The sequence below is a fragment of the Kitasatospora sp. NPDC088351 genome (assembly GCF_040685575.1).
Classification (GTDB): domain Bacteria; phylum Actinomycetota; class Actinomycetes; order Streptomycetales; family Streptomycetaceae; genus Kitasatospora.
This window is the reverse complement of the sequence record NZ_JBFBIL010000022.1, coordinates 16,575-33,862: the sequence shown is the minus strand read 5'-3', so window position 1 is coordinate 33,862 and position 17,288 is coordinate 16,575. Positions and strand designations below refer to the sequence as shown.

Annotated in this window: 13 protein-coding genes and 1 pseudogene; 5 read left to right on the top strand and 9 right to left on the bottom strand. The window is 75.1% G+C overall.

Annotated elements, in window-relative coordinates:
• Window positions 1-305 precede the first annotated feature (305 nt).
• The 3 genes from AB0P06_RS17720 to AB0P06_RS17710 are packed head-to-tail and all read right to left on the bottom strand — an operon-like array spanning window position 306 to window position 3,384.
• Entirely contained in the window at window positions 306-1,388 is a 1,083-nt protein-coding gene (locus AB0P06_RS17720) for a glycerate kinase (RefSeq protein WP_363608206.1), read from the bottom strand.
• Window positions 1,385-2,239, bottom strand: a complete 855-nt coding sequence (locus AB0P06_RS17715; RefSeq protein ID WP_363608205.1) for a sugar phosphate isomerase/epimerase family protein — start codon at window positions 2,237-2,239, stop codon at window positions 1,385-1,387. The genes AB0P06_RS17720 and AB0P06_RS17715 overlap by 4 nt, the downstream gene beginning before the upstream one ends.
• Window positions 2,236-3,384 carry a dihydrodipicolinate synthase family protein gene (locus tag AB0P06_RS17710; RefSeq protein WP_363608204.1) on the bottom strand — a complete coding sequence of 383 codons (1,149 nt, stop codon included), beginning with the start codon at window positions 3,382-3,384 and terminating at the stop codon, window positions 2,236-2,238. The genes AB0P06_RS17715 and AB0P06_RS17710 overlap by 4 nt, the downstream gene beginning before the upstream one ends.
• A 41-nt stretch (window positions 3,385-3,425) precedes the next feature.
• Between AB0P06_RS17710 and AB0P06_RS17705 the strand changes: the two are divergent.
• Window positions 3,426-3,863 (top strand): annotated as a pseudogene (locus tag AB0P06_RS17705) (RNA-guided endonuclease TnpB family protein); the annotation flags it as partial.
• Window positions 3,864-4,014: 151 nt separating this feature from the next.
• Here the strand turns inward: AB0P06_RS17705 and AB0P06_RS17700 are convergent.
• The 5 genes from AB0P06_RS17700 to AB0P06_RS17680 all read right to left on the bottom strand — a co-directional run bounded on the left by AB0P06_RS17700 (window position 4,015) and on the right by AB0P06_RS17680 (window position 9,575).
• Window positions 4,015-5,166: a Gfo/Idh/MocA family oxidoreductase gene (locus AB0P06_RS17700; RefSeq protein ID WP_363608203.1), complete on the bottom strand. Its 1,152-nt coding sequence runs from the start codon at window positions 5,164-5,166 to the stop codon at window positions 4,015-4,017.
• An 89-nt stretch (window positions 5,167-5,255) separates the two neighbouring features.
• Window positions 5,256-6,236: a hydroxyacid dehydrogenase gene (locus AB0P06_RS17695; protein WP_363608313.1), complete on the bottom strand. Its 981-nt coding sequence runs from the start codon at window positions 6,234-6,236 to the stop codon at window positions 5,256-5,258.
• A gap of 152 nt (window positions 6,237-6,388) precedes the next feature.
• Window positions 6,389-7,294: a carbohydrate ABC transporter permease gene (locus AB0P06_RS17690; RefSeq protein WP_363608202.1), complete on the bottom strand. Its 906-nt coding sequence runs from the start codon at window positions 7,292-7,294 to the stop codon at window positions 6,389-6,391.
• A complete protein-coding gene (locus AB0P06_RS17685; protein ID WP_363608311.1) occupies window positions 7,291-8,157 on the bottom strand; it encodes a sugar ABC transporter permease in 867 nt (288 codons plus the stop codon). Before AB0P06_RS17685 ends, AB0P06_RS17690 begins: the two co-directional genes overlap by 4 nt.
• Before the next feature lie 71 nt (window positions 8,158-8,228).
• Window positions 8,229-9,575: a sugar ABC transporter substrate-binding protein gene (locus AB0P06_RS17680; RefSeq protein WP_363608201.1), complete on the bottom strand. Its 1,347-nt coding sequence runs from the start codon at window positions 9,573-9,575 to the stop codon at window positions 8,229-8,231.
• Between the two features lie 326 nt (window positions 9,576-9,901).
• On the opposite strand from AB0P06_RS17680, the gene AB0P06_RS17675 reads away from it, so the two are divergent.
• Both AB0P06_RS17675 and AB0P06_RS17670 read left to right on the top strand, forming a co-directional pair.
• On the top strand, window positions 9,902-11,863 hold the full coding sequence (locus tag AB0P06_RS17675; RefSeq protein WP_363608200.1) for a DUF2264 domain-containing protein: 1,962 nt from the start codon (window positions 9,902-9,904) through the stop codon (window positions 11,861-11,863).
• 6 nt (window positions 11,864-11,869) lie between these two features.
• A complete protein-coding gene (locus AB0P06_RS17670) occupies window positions 11,870-12,652 on the top strand; it encodes a sugar phosphate isomerase/epimerase family protein (RefSeq protein WP_363608199.1) in 783 nt (260 codons plus the stop codon).
• 99 nt (window positions 12,653-12,751) lie between these two features.
• Here the strand turns inward: AB0P06_RS17670 and AB0P06_RS17665 are convergent, their stop codons facing one another.
• Entirely contained in the window at window positions 12,752-13,867 is a 1,116-nt protein-coding gene (locus AB0P06_RS17665; RefSeq protein ID WP_363608198.1) for a substrate-binding domain-containing protein, read from the bottom strand.
• A gap of 281 nt (window positions 13,868-14,148) precedes the next feature.
• Here AB0P06_RS17665 and AB0P06_RS17660 point away from each other — a divergent pair, with 281 nt between their 5' ends.
• Both AB0P06_RS17660 and AB0P06_RS17655 read left to right on the top strand, forming a co-directional pair.
• Entirely contained in the window at window positions 14,149-15,939 is a 1,791-nt protein-coding gene (locus AB0P06_RS17660; RefSeq protein ID WP_363608197.1) for a beta-galactosidase family protein, read from the top strand.
• A gap of 122 nt (window positions 15,940-16,061) precedes the next feature.
• Window positions 16,062-17,126, top strand: a complete 1,065-nt coding sequence (locus tag AB0P06_RS17655) for a substrate-binding domain-containing protein (RefSeq protein WP_363608196.1) — start codon at window positions 16,062-16,064, stop codon at window positions 17,124-17,126.
• The last annotated feature ends 162 nt before the right edge of the window (window positions 17,127-17,288 follow it).

Below are 17,288 nucleotides of genomic sequence, written 5' to 3'. Positions count from 1 at the left end.
CGTGCCGGCGCCCGCTCCCGGGCGCCGGCACGTACGTCGTGCTGCCCTGCGCGGCCGCCGGGGAGGGGGCGACGACGAAGGGGGACACGGTGAATCAGGATGCGGTACTGCGGGCGAGGATGCTGCTGCTCGGCACGGACCGGCGGGTACTGCGGGGGCTGTGGGCCTACCGGGTGCTGACGCAGGTCTCGCCCGAGGTGTACGGATCGAAGCCGGCCCGGGTGCTGGTCGACGCGACCCGCTTTCCGGTCCGCTGCTCCCACCGCGGGCACCACGCGGGGGCGCCCGGGGGCGCTGCTCGGGCGTCAGCCCGCGCTGTGGGTGCGGGCCAGTCGGGCGCCGGCGGCGGTGAGCCAGTGGGCCGCCCGGTGGCGGGCGTCGGCCGGGTCGCCGGACAGTGCCGTGAGGGTGAGCGCGCCGGGGTCGGAGGCCTCGCCGGCGACGACCCGGGCGGGGACGCCGGCCCGCTCCGCGCGGGCGAGGACCTCGCCGACCGCCTTGCCGTGCAGGCTGGTGAGGTCGAAGCGGCCCTCGCCGGTGATCACCAGGCCGGCCCCGGAGAGGGCCGCGTCGAGTCCGGTCAGCCCGGCCACCGCCGCCGCACCGGGGACCACCCGGGCGCCCCAGGCGTTCACCAGGCCGTAGGCGGTGCCGCCGGCCGTGCCCGAGCCGGGGAGGTCCGGGTCGCCCCCGAGCAGGTCGGCGAAGCGCCGCAGCCCCGCCTCCAGCAGGGCGATCCGGGCCGGGTCGGCGCCCTTCTGCGGGCCGTAGACCGCGGCCGCCCCGGTGGGGCCGAGCAGCGGGTTGGTGACGTCGGTCAGCAGCCGGACGCCGCCGGGCGGGGCGGGGCGCAGGGCGGTTCGGTCGAGCCGGGCGGCCCGGGTGAGGGCGCCGCCGCCGTCCGGGAGGTCGGCGCCGGTGTCGTCCAGCAGCCGCAGGCCGAGGGCGGCCAGCAGTCCGGCACCGCCGTCGGTGGACGCGGAGCCGCCGAGCGCGACGGTCACCTGCCGCGCGCCGGCGTCCAGCGCGGCGGCGATGGTCTCGCCGGTGCCGCGGGTGCCGGCGGTGAGCGGGGCGAGGGCGTCGCCGAGCAGCGGCAGGCCGCCCGTGTCGGCCAGTTCGACCAGCGCGGTGCCGTCCGGCAACAGCGCGAAGCGTCCGGCGACCGGCCGCCCGTCGGGGCCGGTGCAGCAGGGGACCAGGTGCAGGACGGCGCCGGGGAGGGCCGCCGCGAGCGCGTCGAGGGTGCCCTCCCCGCCGTCGGCCATCGGACGGATCAGCAGTTCGTCGCCCGGCCGCACCGAGCGCCAGCCGGAGGCCAGCGCCAGGGCGGCGTCCCGGGCGGTGACGGTGCCCTTGAAGGAGTCCGGCGCGACGACGACCCTCACGGCGTGGCCAGGTGGGTGCGGTGCCGCTCGATGAGGGTGCGCAGCGTCAGCTCGCCCGGGGTGTCCCAGATCTCCTGGTTGAAGATCTCGACCTCGATCCAGCCCTCGTACCCGGCGGCGGTGACCAGGTCGGTGAGGGCACGGAAGTCGATGTGGCCGTCTCCGACGTGGCCGCGGCCGAGCAGGGCGTCGGTGGGCAGCGGCAGGGTCCAGTCGCACACCTGGTAGGAGGCGATCCGGCCCTCCCGCCCGGCGCGGGTGATCTGCTCGCGCAGGGCCGGGTCCCACCAGACGTGGTAGCTGTCGACGACGACGCCGACCTGCCGGGCGGGGTGCAGGGCGGCGAGGTCGAGCGCCTGGCCCAGGGTGGAGACCACCGCCCGGTCGGCGCAGAACATCGGGTGCAGCGGCTCGATCGCCAGCCGCACGCCGAAGTCGCCCGCGTGCGGGGCGAGTTCGGCGAGAAGGTCGGCGACGGCGGCGCGGGCGCCGACCAGGTCGCGGCTGCCGGCCGGCAGGCCGCCGACGACCAGCACCAGGGTGTCGGTGCCGAGTTCGGCGGCCTCCTCGACGGCCTGGAGGTTGTCGGCGAGCGCGGCCCGGCGTTCCCCGGGCCCGTCGGCGGTGAGGAAACCGCCCCGGCAGAGGCTGCTGACGGCGAGTCCGGCGTCCCGGCACAGCTTCGCGGAGCGGGCCAGGCCGGTCTCGGCGACCTTGTCGCGCCACAGCCCGATGGCCGGGATGCCGGCGTCCGCACAGCCCCGCACAGCCTGCGGCAGGCTCCAGCCCCGGGTGGTGATCTGGTTGAGCGACAGCCTTTCGAGGCCGTTCATCGCGTCGGCGCCGTTCATGCCGTCACCCCCGCGACCGCGAGCAGCCGGCGCATCCGCCCGGCGGCGAGGTCGGGGTCGGGGAGCACCCCGGCCGCGTCGGCGAGCCGGAACAGCTCCACCAGGTGGGGCACCGAACGCCCGCTCTGCGCACCGCCCACCATGGTGAAGTGGTCCTGGTGGCCCGCCAGCCAGGCGAGGAAGACCACGCCGGTCTTGTAGTGGAAGGTCGGTGCGGCGAACAGGTGCCGGGCCAGCGGCACGGTCGGCGCGAACAGTTCCTCGTAGCGGTCGAGGTCGCCCTCGTCCAGCGCCCGCAGCGCCGCCGCGGCGGTGGCCGCGATCGGGTCGAAGACGCCCAGCAGGGCGTGGCTGTGGCCGAGTTCGTCGCCGCGGATCAGCTCGGGGTAGTGGAAGTCGTCACCCGTGTACATCCGCACGCCGGCCGGCAGCGCGCGGCGCAGGGCGATCTCCCGGCCGGCGTCCAGCAGCGAGACCTTGATGCCCTCGATCCGGTCGGCGTGCGCGCCGATCAGCTCCAGCACGGTGGCGGCGGCCGTGTCGAGGTCGGTGGAGCCCCAGTAGCCGGCCAGGGTGGGGTCGAACATCTCGCCGAGCCAGTGCAGCAGCACGGGGCGCTCGGAGCCCGCGATCAGCGCGCCGTACACCTCCAGGTAGTCCTCCGGGCCGCGCGCGGCGGCGGCCAGGGCGCGGCTGGCCATCAGGATCGGCTGCGCGCCGGCCTCCTGGACCACGGTCAGCTGCTCCTCGTAGGCGGCCCGGACGGCGTTCAGCGGGTGGGTGCCGGGGGCGAGCTGGTCGGTGCCGACGCCGCAGGCCAGCCGGCCGCCGCAGGCGCGGGCCGCAGCCCCGGAGCGGGTGATCAGCTCGCGGGTGGCCGGCCAGTCGAGGCCCATGCCGCGCTGGGCGGTGTCCATCGCGTCGGCCACGCCGAGGCCCAGCGACCACAGGTGCCGGCGGAAGGCAAGGGTGGCGTCCCAGTCGACGGCGGCGGGTGCGCCGGGGGCGTTGTCGCCCAGCGGGTCGGCGACCACGTGGGCGGCGGCGAAGGCCACCCGCGAGCGGGCCGGGGCGGGCGAGGCGGGCAGGGCCGCGGGCTCGCGCAGCCGGATCCGGCCGTGGCCGGGCAGGTCGATCTCGGTCATCGGAATTCCTTCGTGGATACTCTCGGCTTTGGCCGGGGGAGCGGCTCGTTCGTGAGAACCAAACGGTCGTGATCGAGGATCTGACCGTCCGGAACATGCTCAGGAACCGGACGCTTGCCCGTGCCGTCTCGGACGCGGGCTGGGCCGAACTGCGGTCCATGCTGGAGTACAAGGCCGACTGGTACGGCCGGGACCTGGTGGCCGTGGACCGTTGGTTCCCCTCGTCTGAACTGTGTTCGGCCAGCGGCATCCTGCGGGGCAGGATGCCGCTGAACGTCCGTGAGTGGACGTGCGGCTGCGGTGCGACCCATGACCGGGACGTGAACGCGGCACGCAACATCCTTGCCGCCGGGCTGGCGGTTGCAGCCTGTGGAGGCGGTGCAAGACCTCAACGGAGTACTCCGGGCGGGCGGTCGTCGGTGAAGCAGGAAGTAGTCCCACCGCCGCGCTCGCGCGCAGCGGCTCAGCCGCGAGGCTGAGGGGACCTCCCTCTCCTCAGGAGGGGAAGGAAGTCAAGGTGTCAGTGCATCCGTCTCGTCGGCGGGCGGCTGCGGGGCGGTCGGGTCCCCGGCGGCCGGGTGCGGGGTGGCCGGGTGCCGGCCGGCCGGCCCGGGTGCGGCCGCCGGGCGGTCACAGGGACAGTTCGGGGACGTCCATCCGGCGTCCCTCGCGGGCGGAGCGCAGGCCGAGTTCGGCGAGCTGCACGCCCTTGGCGCCCTCCAGCAGGTCCCAGTGGTAGGGGGAGCCGGTGGTCACGTGGCGCAGGAACAGCTCCCACTGCGTCTTGAAGCCGTTGTCGAACTCCTCGTTGTCCGGCACTCGCTGCCACTGCGCGCGGAACGGCTCGGTCACCGGCAGGTCCGGGTTCCAGACCGGCTTGGGGGTGGCCGCGCGGTGCTGGAAGCGGCACTCGCGCAGTCCGGCGACCGCACTGCCCTCGGTGCCGTCCACCTGGAACTCCACCAGCTCGTCGCGGTCCACCCGGACCGCCCAGGAGGAGTTGATCTGGGCGGTGATGCCGCCCTCCAGCTCGAAGACGCCGTACGCGGCGTCGTCGGCGGTGGCCCGGTAGACCTGCCCGTGCTCGTCCGTCCGCTCGGGGATGTGGGTGGCGGTGTGCGCGTACACCGAGCGGACGGGGGCGATGATGCCGTCCAGCACGTAGCGCCAGTGCGGGAACATGTCGAGGACCATGCCGCCGCCGTCCTCGGCGCGGTAGTTCCAGGACGGCCGCTGGGCCTGCTGCCAGTCGCCCTCGAAGACCCAGTACCCGAACTCGCCGCGCACGGAGAGGATCCGGCCGAAGAACCCGCCGTCCACCAGCCGCTTGAGCTTGCGCAGGCCGGGGAGGAAGAGCTTGTCCTGCACGGCGCCGTTGCACACCCCGGCGTCGCGGGCGAGGCGCGCGAGGTCGAGCGCGGCCTCCAGCGACTCGGCGGTGGGCTTCTCGGTGTAGATGTGCTTGCTGGCGGCGATCGCCGTGCGCAGCGCGGTCTCCCGGGCGGGGGTGACCTGGGCGTCGAAGTAGATCTCGGCGAGCGGGTGGGCGAGGGCCTCGTCGAGCGAGGTGGTCCAGTGGGTGAGGCCGTGCCGGTCGGCGAGGTCCTCGAGCTTGGCGGCGTTGCGGCCGACCAGGATCGGTTCGGGCCACAGCGTCTCGCCGTCGCCGAGCGGCAGGCCGCCCTGGTCGCGGATGGCGAGGATGGAGCGGACCAGGTGCTGGCGGTAGCCCATCCGGCCGGTGACGCCGTTCATGACGATGCCGATCACCCTGCGGGGCATGGGGGTTCTCCGATTCGTTGCTGGTGCGGGGACGCGATGCGGGGGCACGCGATGCGTGTGCACGTGGTGCGGGGCCGCGCGGCGCGGGATCACGCGGTGCGGTGGACGTCCTCGGCGAGGACGGGGTGAGCGAACGGCTGCCCGGCGGTGTAGCGGGCGAGTTCGTCCGCGGCGGCGGCCGCCATCCGGTGCAGCTCACCGCCGAGGGAGCCGGCCACGTGGGGCGTGAGGAAGACGTTCGGCAGGTCGTAGAGCGGGGAGTCGGCGGGCAGCACCTCGGGCTCGGTGACGTCGATGACGGCGTCGAGGCGCCCGGAGGCGACCTCGCGCACCAGCGCCTCCTGGTCGACCAGGGAACCGCGCGAGGTGTTGACCAGAGTGGTGCCGTCGCGCATCAGGGCGAGCCGGCGGCCGTCGATCAGGTGCAGGGTGGCCGGGAGTTCGGGGGCGTGCACGCTCACCACGTCGGAGGCGGCGCAGAGCTCGTCCAGGCCGACGGCGCGCGCGCCGAGCCGGGCGGCCTCGGCGGGGTCGACGTAGGGGTCGTGCAGCAGCAGGTCGAGGTCGTGCGGGCGCAGCAGTTCCAGCACCCGTCGGCCGATCCGGGAGGCGCCGACGACGCCGACGGTGCGCCGGTAGTTGCCCGCCGCGGCGTACGCCAGCTGCCAGTCGTGCGGGGCGCGGCGGCGCCGGTACTCCTCGCGGATCGGCAGCAGCCGCTTGTTGGCGAGCAGCACGACGGCGACGGTGTACTCGGCGACCGGCAGGGCGTTGGCCCAGGCCGCGGAGGTGACCTGCAGGCCGCGGCGCCAGCAGGCCTCGGTGACGTGGTGCTTGACCGAGCCGGCGGCGTGGATGACGGCGCTCAGCCGCGGGGCGGCGGCCAGCACCTCCTCGTCGATCGGCGGGCAGCCCCAGCTGGAGACGATCACCTCGGCGCCGGCGAGCGCCGCGCGGGCCTCGGGGGTGGTGAAGTCGTCCAGGACGAGCGCGGGGTCGAGGTCGGCCAGCGCGGTGAGCCGGGCCAGGGTGTGCGGGTCGATCAGGCGGCCGGCGAGCTCGCGGTGCATGGCGAGGACGGCGCGGGGGCGGTGGGCGGGCCGGCCGTCGGGCACGGTGGTCTCCCGGTCGGGCGTAGGGGCGGGCGTAGGGGCGGGCGCGGTCACGGAGAGGGTGCCGGTCACGCAGGCGGTGCCGGTCACGGCGGTGGCGGGGTTCGGGTTCACTTGACGCTCCCTGCGGTCAGTCCGGCCTTCCAGTGCCGCTGGAGCAGCACGAACGCGAGCACGAGCGGCACGATGGCGAGCAGCGAGCCGGTGATGACCAGCGGGTAGTACTCGGGGAAGGCCTTGGTCTGGGCGTTCCAGCTGAACAGGCCGAGGCTGACCGGGAAGAGCCGGTTGTCGGAGAGCATCACCAGCGGCAGGAAGAAGTTGTTCCAGATGGCGGTGAACTGGAACAACAGCACGGTGACGAAGCCGGGCATCACCATCCGCAGCCCGATCGACCAGAAGGTGCGCAGTTCCCCGGCGCCGTCCATCCGGGCGGCCTCCAGGACCTCGTTCGGTACGTAGCCGGCGCAGAACACCCGGGCCAGGTAGACGCCGAAGGGGTTGACCAGCGAGGGCAGGAAGACCGCCCAGAAGGTGTTGACGATGCCGAGCTCGGAGGCCAGCAGGTACATCGGCAGGGCGAGTGCCGTGGTGGGCACGAGCACGCCCAGCAGCACGAGGCCGAACAGCTTCTCCTTGCCGGGGAAGCGGTAGACGTGGAAGGCGTAGCCGGCCGCGACGCACACCAGTGCGCACAGCAGGGAGCCGATCCCGGCGTACAGCAGCGAGTTCAGGTACCAGCGGAAGTAGATGCCGTCGCCGGTGGTGGCCAGGTCGTGCAGGTTCTGCCCGAGCCGGAAGTTGTCGGCGCCCAGGGCGTTCCCGCCGAGCAGGTCGGCGGTGTTCTTGGCGGAGGCGGTGAGCAGCCAGCCGAGCGGCCACAGGGTGTAGACGGTGGCCAGGACGAGGGTGCCGTTGACGGCGGTCCCGGAGAGCGTCCAGGGGCGGCGCGGCCGGTGCGCCCGGGTCGGCCGGCCCGGCGGGGCGGTGTTGGGGCGGGTGGCGGTGGTGGTCATGCGTCGGCCTCCCGCCGGGGTCCGGAGCGGCCGCGGGTGAGCCGGGTGACGGCGAAGGAGAGCCCCGCCGCGGCGAGGGCCAGCAGCACCGAGGAGGAGGCGGCGAGCCCGTAGTCGTGGCGCTCGAAGGCGGCCGTGTAGGCGTACATGTTCGGGGTCCAGGAGGAGGTGACGCCCGGCGAGGTGCCGTAGAGGATCACCGGCTCGGTGAACAGCTGGAGCGAGCCGATGACGGTGAACAGGCCGACCATCGCGATCGACGGCCGGATCAGCGGCACCTTGATGCTCAGGGCGGTGCGCAGCGGTCCGGCGCCGTCGACGACGGCGGCCTCCAGCACCGTGCGGTCGATGGCCTGCAGCGCGGCGTAGAAGATGACCAGGTTGTAGCCGGTCCACTGCCACAGCGCCATGTTGACCACGGCGGGCAGCGGGTGGCCGAGCGGATCGGGCTGGGTGCCCAGGGCCTCCAGCGCGTCGAGCACGGGGCTGATGCCGGGGGTGTACAGGTACATCCACAGCAGGGCGGCGATGATGCCGGGCACGGCGTGCGGGATGAACAGCGTCAGCTGGAAGAAGCGCCGGGCGCGGGCCAGCGTGGAGTCCAGCAGCAGGGCCAGGACGAGCGCCAGGCCGGTCATCAGCGGGATGTAGAGCAGGCAATACTGCGCGGCGGTCAGGAACCCGCCGCGGAACGCCTCGTCGCTCAGGGCCCGGGTGTAGTTGCCGAGCCCGGTGAAGACCGTCTCGGCGTCGCCGAAGCCGAGGCCGGAGCGGCGTTCGGTGAACAGGCTGAGCCTGATCGCGTAGCCGATCGGGATCAGCGTGCAGGCGGTGAAGAGCAGGAGGAACGGGGCGAGCAGCACGGCCGGTGCCCCGTACCGCCCGCTCCGCCGGCCGGCAGCGCGGGCGGTACGGCCGGGATGGGTGCCGGAGGTCACTGGGCGACCTTCAGTCCGCGGTTCTTGAACTCGGCGAGGGTGGCCTGCTGCGCGGTGGTGAGCGACTCGTCGATGGTGCCGGTCCGGCCGGCGACCTTGCCGAAGGAGTCCTTCAGCGAGCCGTTGGTGACGCCCATCGCCGGTCCCCAGGTCCAGCCCGGCTTGACGGACTTGGCGGCGTCCGTGTAGAGGGCGTAGAGGTCCTGGCCGCCGTAGAAGTCGGTGTTGAAGGCCTGCTTGGCGACCGGCACCAGCTCGGCGGCGGCCGGGTAGGCGGAGGAGGTGCCGGAGGAGATCCGGGCCTTGAAGCCGTCCGCGGTGGTGGTCGCCCAGGTGGCGAACTCGACGGCCGCCTTGGCCTTCTTGCTGTCCTTGGACACGGCGAAGGTGGTGCCGCCGAGCATGCCGCTGGCGGGGCTGCCGTCCCAGCTGGGCATCGGCGCGGCCGCCCAGGTGCCGTTGACCTCGGGGGTGGTGCCGACGTTGGCCTTGAGGACGCCGCCGCCCCAGGTGGCGCCGAGGTAGCCGGCCGTCTCGCCCTTCTGCAGGGACGCGGTCCACTGCTGGCTGAAGGACGGCATGACGCGCACGAGGTCCTCGTCGGCCAGCTTCTGCCAGTACTCGGAGACCTTGCGGGTCTCCGGCCCGGTCAGGTCGGCCTTCCAGGCCTCGTCGGCGGCGGCGAACCAGTGGGCGCCGTTCTGCCAGGCCATCGCCTCGAAGGTGGTCGGGTCGTCGGGGAAGAAGGTGGCGATGCGGGTGTCGGGCTGGGCCGCCTTCAGCTGCTGCGCCGCGGTGCGGAACTCGTCCCAGGTCCTGGGGACGGTGATGCCGGCCTTGGCGAAGAGGTCCTTGCGGTAGTAGAAGACCTGGGGGGAGGCGTCCAGCGGCAGGGCCCAGGTCCGGCCGCCGAGCGAGGTGAGCTCGACGGCCTGCGGCAGGTACTTGGCCTTGAGGTCGTCGCCGACGAGCTTGCTGATGTCCTGGACGGCACCCTGGCTGACGAAGTCCGGCAGCTGCGGGTACTCGACGTTGAAGACGTCGGGGGCGTTGCCGGCCTTGACCGCGTTGGAGAGCTTGGCGTAGCCGCCGGCCGCGCCCGCCGGGATCTCCTCGAAGGTGACCTGGATGTCCGGGTGGCTCGCGTTGAACGCGGCGACCACGTCCTTGGTGCCCTTCGCCCAGCCCCAGAAGGTCAGGCTGACCGGCTTGCCGTCGTCCGCGGCGGCGGCCCCGTCGCCGCTGCTGCCGCAGGCGGCGAGCAGGGTGACGCAGAGCGCGGCCGAGGTGGCCGCAGCGGCGGCGCGGAGGGCTCTGCGCCGGGAGATGGGGGTCGAGCGCATGGGTGGGCTCCTTACGGCGAGGGTGCGCGGGCCCCGGGACGGTCGGCTCCGACCGGGGACCCGCAGAGGGTGGGGGCGATTGGCTGTCATCCTGAGCAGGTCGGCGATCGGAGTCAAGAGATTTGGATCAAATGATCTGACCTGATCGACCCGTCCGGTCGTCGGCAGAGTCGCCGTGACCTCGGGAAATCCCGAAAAGTCGGGGCAGATGGCCCCTGGGGCGGCAACATCACAATCCGATCAAGCCGCTCATTTGATCGCCGTGGCTTGACGAATGATCAAGTGCTGCCTAGATTCCGGCTCACCACCCGATCACGGAGGACCTCATGCGCCTGCCCCCGGAGGACCGCGACCTCAGCCCGTACACCGGCTGGACCAGGGAGCACTGGGAGGCGGTGGCCGACGCCCTGCTGACCGCGGTCCGCCCGTATGCCAGTCCCGCCGGAGCGCTGATCGACCTGCCCGGTCCCCGCCCGAGCCGCTCCGGGCGCCGCTCCGACGGCCTGGAGGGCTTCGCCCGCACCTTCCTGCCCGCCGCCCTGCGGGTGGCGGGCGCGGGCGGCGCCGATCCGCACGGCCTGCTGGCGCACTACGCCGCCGGACTCGACGCCGGCACCCGGACCCCCACCGGCGAGCGCGACCTCGCCGACGGCGACCGAGAGTCCTGGCCGCTGATCACCGACCGGGGCCAGGCCATGGTCGAGGCCGCCTCCATCGCCTTCGCGCTGCGCCTCACCCGCCCCTGGCTGTGGGACCGGCTGCCCGGACCCGTCCGCGACCGGGTCGGCCACTGGCTCGCCGACGCCCTGCACCGCGCGCCCAACGACAACAACTGGTGGCTCTTCCCGCTGTCCGTCGGCGGCTTCCTCGCCGAGGCCGGCATCGCCGAACCCGAGGCCCGCGCCGCGGTCCGCCGCGGGCTGGAGCACATCGACCGCTGGTACCTCGGCGACGGCTGGTACACCGACGGCCGCCCCCGCGCCTTCGACCACTACAACGGCTGGGCCCTGCACCTCTACCCCGTCCTGCACGCCCACCTCGCCGACGACCGGGCCCTGCGCGCCGAGTACGGCGAACGCCTCGCCGCCCACCTGGCCGGCTACGCCCACACCTTCGGGGCCGACGGCGCGCCCGTCCACCAGGGCCGCTCGCTCACCTACCGCTTCGCCGCCACGGCCCCCCTGTGGGCCGGGGCCCTCACCGGCCAGACCCCGCTCGCCCCCGGCACGACCCGCCGCCTCGCCTCCGGCGCCCTGCGCCACTTCGTCGACCGCGGCGCCGTCGACGACCGGGGCCTGCTCACCCTCGGCTGGCACGGACCCGACCTCCGGCTCGTCCAGGTCTACTCCGGCCCCGCCTCCCCGTACTGGGCCGGCAGCGCCTTCCTCGGCCTGCTGCTCCCGCCTGGCCACCCGGTGTGGACCGCGCCCGAGGGGCCCGCACCCGCCGAGGAACGCGACACCGTCCTCGCCCTGCCCGGGCCCGGCTGGCTGGTGCAGTCCACCGCCGCCGACGGCCTGGTCCGGCTGCACAACCACGGCAGCGACGACCAGCCCGCGGACGCCGTCGGGCCCGACGACCCGCACTACGCGCGGCTCGCCCACTCCACCGCCACCGGGCCGGCCTTCGAGGGCCCCGCCGACAACCACCTCGCCCTGCTGACGGACGCCGGACCCACCGAACGCGGCCGCGTCCACCCCCTGGGCACCGGGCCCGGCTGGGCCGCCTCTCGCTGGCACCCGCGCGTCGGCGGCCGTGAACTGCCCGGTGTCACCGTCACCTCGCTCACCCTCGCCCGTGGCGCCGAGGAGGTCCGGGCCCACCTGGTCACCGGCGGGCCGGATGGCACCCCGGTCACCCAGACCGGCTGGGCCGTCGCGGGCCGGCGCACCGAGCAGCACGCCGTCACGAGCGTCCGCACCGGGCAACACGCCGGCGCGGGCGTCCGGGCCGACGGTCGGCTCGCCTCCGAGCTGCACGCCCTGTCCGGCTTCACCGCCGCAGACAGCGAACGGGTCCCCGGCGGCACCGCGTTCGGCCCGGAGGCGGCGCTGCCCCGGCTCACCGGGGAACTGCCCACCGACGGCCCCGCCCTGTTCGCCTGCGCCGCCAGGCTCACCGTCGCCGAACAGCCGCCCGCCCTCGCCGACGCCCTCACCCTGGAGGTCCGGCCGGACGAGCGGGACCCGGCGGCCGTCGTGTTGATCGTCCGCCCCGCCGGCGCCCCGGGCCTGTGGATCCGGCTGGCACCCGGCGCGGTCACCGTCCTCCCCGCCGAGCGGGACTGAACCGCCGTGCCCCTCGCCCTCGCCACCCTCGGCCTGCCCGGGCTCCCGCTGGACCGGGCCGCCGCCCTCGCCGCCGAGCACGGCTGGCACGGCCTCGAACTGCGCTGCGCCGACGGCCAGCCGGTCCGCCTCGGGCTGGACGCGGACGAACGCCGGCGCGCGGCCCGGCTGCTGTCCGCCGCCGGGGTCGTCCCGCTGACCCTCGCCTCCTACGTCGGTGTCGCCGTCCCCGGGCCGGACGCGCCGGTGCTCGCCGGGCTGACCGCCCACCTGCGGCTGGCCGCCGACCTCGGCTGCCGCCGCCTGCGGGTCTTCCCGCACGGCGGCCCCGGCCCGGCGGCCGAGGCCGACGAGCGCGCGGTCCGCAGGCTGCGCGGGGCGGCCCCGCAGGCGGCGGCCCTCGGCGTGCGGATCCTCGTCGAGACCCACGACTCGCACCGCGCCGGCGACGCGCTGGCACCGCTGCTGCGCCGGGTGGGTCACCCCGCGGTCGGCGCGCTCTGGGACCTGCTGCACACCTGGCTGGCCGGCGAGACCCCGGCGCAGACCTACCGGGCGCTCGGCCCCCACCTGGGGTACGTGCAGGTCAAGGACGTCGTCTCGGCGGACGACCTCACCCCGCTGCCGCTCGGCGCGGGCGTGCTGCCGATCGCCGACTGCCTGCACCTGCTGCCGCCCGGTGCCTGGGCGGCCTGGGAGTACGAGGCCCCCTGGCACCCGCGCGCCGCGCCCCTCGCGCCGCAGCTGGGCCCCGGGGCGCGGCACCTGTCCGCGCTGCTTCCGGGCTAGCCGGGGCGGCGGGGCCGGCCGGGTCGGTCGTCCCGGCCAGCCGCACCCGGTGCGGGTGTGCCGTGCGCGAAGCGTCCCGGCACCCGCCCGCCGCGCCCCTCACACCAGGGGCGCGGCGTTTGCGCGTGGTGCCGCCCGATCGGCCCCGCAGGAGGCGCGCACGTGCAGGACCGGGAGCAGCGCGGTGCGGTGCACCGGCAGGTCGGCGCCGGACGCCAGACGGCGCAGCAGCAGGTCGACCGCGGCCCCGCCCACCGCGCGCTTGGGCGGGGCGACGGCGGTCAGCGGGGGTGCGGCGAGCGCGGCGAAGACGTCGTCGTAGGCGACCAGCGCCACGTCCGCGGGCACCGCGAGACCGGCCGCGCGCAGCAGCGGCGCCAGCCGCAGCGCGTCCTGGTCGTTGTGGACGAGCGCCGCCCGGGTCCCGGACCGCACGGCCTCGGCGATCCGCGCCACCAGCAGCTCGGGGTCGGCCGGCACGTTGCCGGGCCCGAGCGTGTCCAGCGCCGGCAGGGCGGGCAGCCCGAGCAGCCGGGTGCCCTCCTGGTACCCGGCCCGCACCTCGGCGGCCGTCCAGGAGTCGCCCCGGGCGGCCAGCAGCACGCTCCGGTGGCCGAGCCCGGCCAGGTGGCGCAGGGCGCTCAGCACCCCGTGGCGGTGGTCGGAGGCCACGGTGTCCAGTCCGGACCCGGGGCCGTCCGGGGTGGGGGAGCGGCGTTCCACCAGCACGGCGGGCACCGGCAGGGTGTCCAGCCAGGCGTAGTCCTCGACCGCCCGGCCGGGGACCAGTCCCGGGGCCAGCAGGAGGCCCTCGGCGCCGGACTCCAGCAGGCGCTCGGCCTGCAGCCGGTCACCGCCCGCCCCGTACGGGGCGATGCCCAGGACCAGCCGGGCCCCGGCGGTCGCGGCGGCGGCCCGGGCCCCGGCGATCACCTCGTCGAAGTAGGAGCCGACCGAGGGCACCAGCAGGCCGAGGGCGCGGCCCTCTCCGGGGCCGGGGGCGATCGGCGGTCCGGCGGCGTCCGGACGTTCCAGGGAGACGAAGCCGTGCGAGCGGGAGAGCCGGCCGGCGTCGGCGAGCGCGGCGACGTCGCGGCGGACCGTCACGGCCGGGATGTCCAGCCGGTCGGCCAGCTCCGTGAGGCGGACCCGCCCGCCGAGCTCGCCGACGGCCGACACGATCAGCCTGCGGCGCTCTTCCCCCGAAACGGCCATCCTGGCCTCCCTCTCTCGTGCCCGCCGAAGCGTCGTCCGGAAGCGGTCCGCCGATGATATTCCGATCGAAGAGTATCGTTCGATCGAAAATTGATCAATAATGCCGGTGATTGCCGATCGATTGACCGTGCGATCACCGAGCTCCTAGGGTGTCCCCGGTGGCCGCCGCGCCCGCAGCCACCCGCGCGGCCGTGCGCCCGGACCCACCCGAGGTCCCACGCCCTTCACTCCCGCCTTCTCGTCACCCCCCTCACTCCCGCTCCCCTCCCGCGGAGGACCCGATGGCCGACCAGGCCCCCCACCCCGCCCTCACCACCGACGGCGATACCTTCCTGCGCGACGGACGTCCGCACCGGATCGTCTCCGCCGCCGTCCACTACTTCCGCATCCGCCCCGAACAGTGGACCGACCGCCTCACCCGGCTGCGCGCCATGGGCGTCAACACCGTCGAGACGTACGTCGCCTGGAACTTCCACCAGCCCACGCCCGACCGTGCCGACTTCACCGGCGACCGCGACCTCGCCGCCTTCGTCCGCGCCGCCGGCGACCTCGGCCTCGACGTCATCGTCCGCCCGGGCCCGTACATCTGCGCCGAATGGGAGTTCGGCGGCCTGCCCGGCTGGCTGCTCGCCGACCCCGCGATGCGGCTGCGCCGCCTGGATCCGCCCTTCCTCGCCGCCGTGGACGCCTGGTTCGACCACCTGGTGCCCGTGCTGCTCCCGCTGCTCTCCTCCCGCGGCGGCCCGGTGGTCGCCGTCGCCGTGGAGAACGAGTACGGCAGCTACGGCAACGACACCGCCTACCTCGAACACCTGAGGGACACCCTGGTCGCCCGCGGCGTGGACGTCCTGCTGTTCACCGCCGACGGCGCCGAGGACGGCTTCCAGCTCGGCGGCCGGGTGCCCGGACTCCTCACCACCGGCACCTTCGGCTCCCGCCCCGAGGAGTCCCTCGCCTGCCTGCGCCGTCACCAGCCGGTCGGCCCGCTGGTCACCATGGAGTACTGGTGCGGCTGGTTCGACCACTGGGGCACGCCCCACCACGTGCGCGACGCCGAGGACGCCGCCGCGGTGCTCGACGCCCAGCTCGCCGCCGGCGCCTCGGTCAACATGTACATGGGCCACGGCGGCACCAACTTCGGCTGGTGGAACGGAGCCAACCACGACGGCACCACCTACCAGCCGGACGTCACCAGCTACGACTACGACGCCCCGGTCGGCGAGGCCGGCGAACTCACCGAGAAGTTCCACCGCTTCCGCGAGGTGATCGAACGCCACCTCGGCCCCAACCCCCATCCGCTGCCGCCGCTGCCCGCCCGCCTCGCCCCCCGCACCGCCCCCGTCACCGCGAGCCGCCCGCTGCTCGGCGCCCTCGGTGAACTCTCCACCGCGCACCGCCTCCGCGAGCCCCGCCCGATGGAGGAACTCGGCCAGAACCTCGGCCTCATCCACTACCGCACCCGCCTGCGCGGCCCGCTCGCCCACGGCGACCTGCGCGTGGACGGCCTCGCCGACCGCGCCCAGGTCTTCCTCGACGGCGAGCCGCTCGGCGTCCTCGACCGCAACCACCCGGAGCAGGCCCTGCCGCTGCGGGTGCCCGAGGGCGGCGCCGTGCTCGACCTGCTCGTCGAGAACCTGGGCCGGATCAACTACGGCCCGCTGCTGCACGATCCCAAGGGCATCACCGGCGGTGTCCGGGTCGACCGGCAGTACCAGTTCGGCTGGGAGGTGCGCCCGCTGCCCCTCGACGACCCGACGGCCCTCGCCCTCGGCGCGCCCTCCACCGCCGACAGTCCCGCCTTCCACCGCGCCGAACTGACCGTCGACACCCCCGCCGACGGCTTCCTCGCCCTGCCCGGATTCACCAAGGGCATGGTCTGGCTGAACGGCTTCGCGCTCGGCCGCTACTGGGACCGCGGCCCGCAGCGCACCCTCTACGCCCCGGCGCCGCTCTGGCGGGCCGGCGCCAACGACCTGCTGATCCTCGAACTCCACCGCCCGGGCGACCACGTCGAACTGGTCGAGGGCCCCGACCTCGGCCCGGTCGTCCCCGAGGAGCGGTACGGCTCCTGACCCCTCCCGCCCCGCGGGTGCGCGCCGGCCCGCCCCGCGGGGCGGGCACCGGCCGTCCGTCCGCTGACCGAGTGGTAGGTTCCTGTCCACTTCGACAGACCGGCCCACCGACAGGGAGTGCCATGCCGATCCCGGCGGACGATCGCCGCGCCCGCATCCTCGACACGGTGCGCGGCCTGGGCACCGTCCGGGTGGTGGACCTCGCCGAGCGGCTGGGCCTGCCCGCCGTCACCGTCCGCCGGGACGTCGCGGCCCTCGCCGACGCCGGCCTGCTCCGCCGCACCCACGGCTCCGTCTCGTTCGGCGGCCCTGCGGCCGCGGCCGCCCCCGCGCCGGCCCGCCCCGCCGAGGCCCCCACCCTGGGGCTGCTCGTCCCCGCCGTGGTGCAGTACTTCGACGAGGTGATCACCGGCGCGCGCACCGCCGCCGCCGAGGCCGGCGTCCACCTGGTCCTCGGCATCTCCTCGTACGAGGCCAGCGCCGACCGCGTCCAGGTCGACCAGCTCCTCGCCTCCGGCGTCCAGGGCCTGCTGCTCGCCCCGAACTGGACCGCCGCCGACCGCCCCGAGGACCACGCCTGGGTGGCCGAACTCCCCGTCCCCGCCGCCCTGCTGGAACGCCGGCCGGCCGCTGGCAGCCCCGCCGACGCCCTCGACGCGGTCGGCTCCGACCACCGGCACGGCGTCCTGCTCGCCCTGCGCCACCTCGCCGTCCTCGGCCACCGCCGGGTGGCCCTGGCGGCCCGCACCGACACCTGGACGGCCCACCAGGTCCGCCTGGGCTACGCCGAGGCCTGCCGCACGCTCGACCTGCCCGCCGAACCCGTCATCGACGTCCGCACCCTGGCCGACGGCGTCGACGGCGTCGCCCATCGGCTCGCCGCGGCGGTCGCCGACGGCGTCGGCGCCGCGCTCGTGCACAACGACCAGGACGCCCTGCAACTGCTTCCCCTGCTGCGGGCCAGGGGCGTGCGAGTCCCCGAGGATCTCGCCCTGGTCACCTACGACGACGTGTTCGCCGCCCTCGGCGCCCCGCCACTGACCGCCGTGGCCCCGCCCAAACGCGCCGTCGGCGCCGCCGCGGTCGACCTCCTGCTCCGACGCCTGGCCGCCACCGGACCCGCCCTGCCGGTCCACCACCTGGACCTCCTCCCGACCCTGACGGTACGCGAGTCCTCCGGAGCCTGACCGCGGCCGGGCCACTGTGCTACCGAGTCCTCGACGCCATCCAGGACCTGATGCGGCCCAGGACCGGCGAATGCCCCGTGGGGTCCTGTCCGGCACGGCAGGAGAGCAGGACGTCGGGGCCCTGGGCGCTCTCCCGGCGCAGGATGTGAGCTGCTCCGGCCT

What these genes read in the sequence shown, in the direction of transcription:
- AB0P06_RS17675 (WP_363608200.1), top strand. Translation starts at nt 9,902, where the DNA reads ATGCGCCTGCCCCCGGAGGACCGCGACCTCAGCCCGTACACCGGCTGG.
- AB0P06_RS17695 (WP_363608313.1), bottom strand. Translation starts at nt 6,236, where the DNA reads ATGCACCGCGAGCTCGCCGGCCGCCTGATCGACCCGCACACCCTGGCC.
- AB0P06_RS17680 (WP_363608201.1), bottom strand. Translation starts at nt 9,575, where the DNA reads ATGCGCTCGACCCCCATCTCCCGGCGCAGAGCCCTCCGCGCCGCCGCT.
- AB0P06_RS17715 (WP_363608205.1), bottom strand. Translation starts at nt 2,239, where the DNA reads ATGAACGGCGCCGACGCGATGAACGGCCTCGAAAGGCTGTCGCTCAAC.
- AB0P06_RS17655 (WP_363608196.1), top strand. Translation starts at nt 16,062, where the DNA reads ATGCCGATCCCGGCGGACGATCGCCGCGCCCGCATCCTCGACACGGTG.
- AB0P06_RS17690 (WP_363608202.1), bottom strand. Translation starts at nt 7,294, where the DNA reads ATGACCACCACCGCCACCCGCCCCAACACCGCCCCGCCGGGCCGGCCG.
- AB0P06_RS17700 (WP_363608203.1), bottom strand. Translation starts at nt 5,166, where the DNA reads ATGCCCCGCAGGGTGATCGGCATCGTCATGAACGGCGTCACCGGCCGG.
- AB0P06_RS17660 (WP_363608197.1), top strand. Translation starts at nt 14,149, where the DNA reads ATGGCCGACCAGGCCCCCCACCCCGCCCTCACCACCGACGGCGATACC.
- AB0P06_RS17710 (WP_363608204.1), bottom strand. Translation starts at nt 3,384, where the DNA reads ATGACCGAGATCGACCTGCCCGGCCACGGCCGGATCCGGCTGCGCGAG.
- AB0P06_RS17665 (WP_363608198.1), bottom strand. Translation starts at nt 13,867, where the DNA reads ATGGCCGTTTCGGGGGAAGAGCGCCGCAGGCTGATCGTGTCGGCCGTC.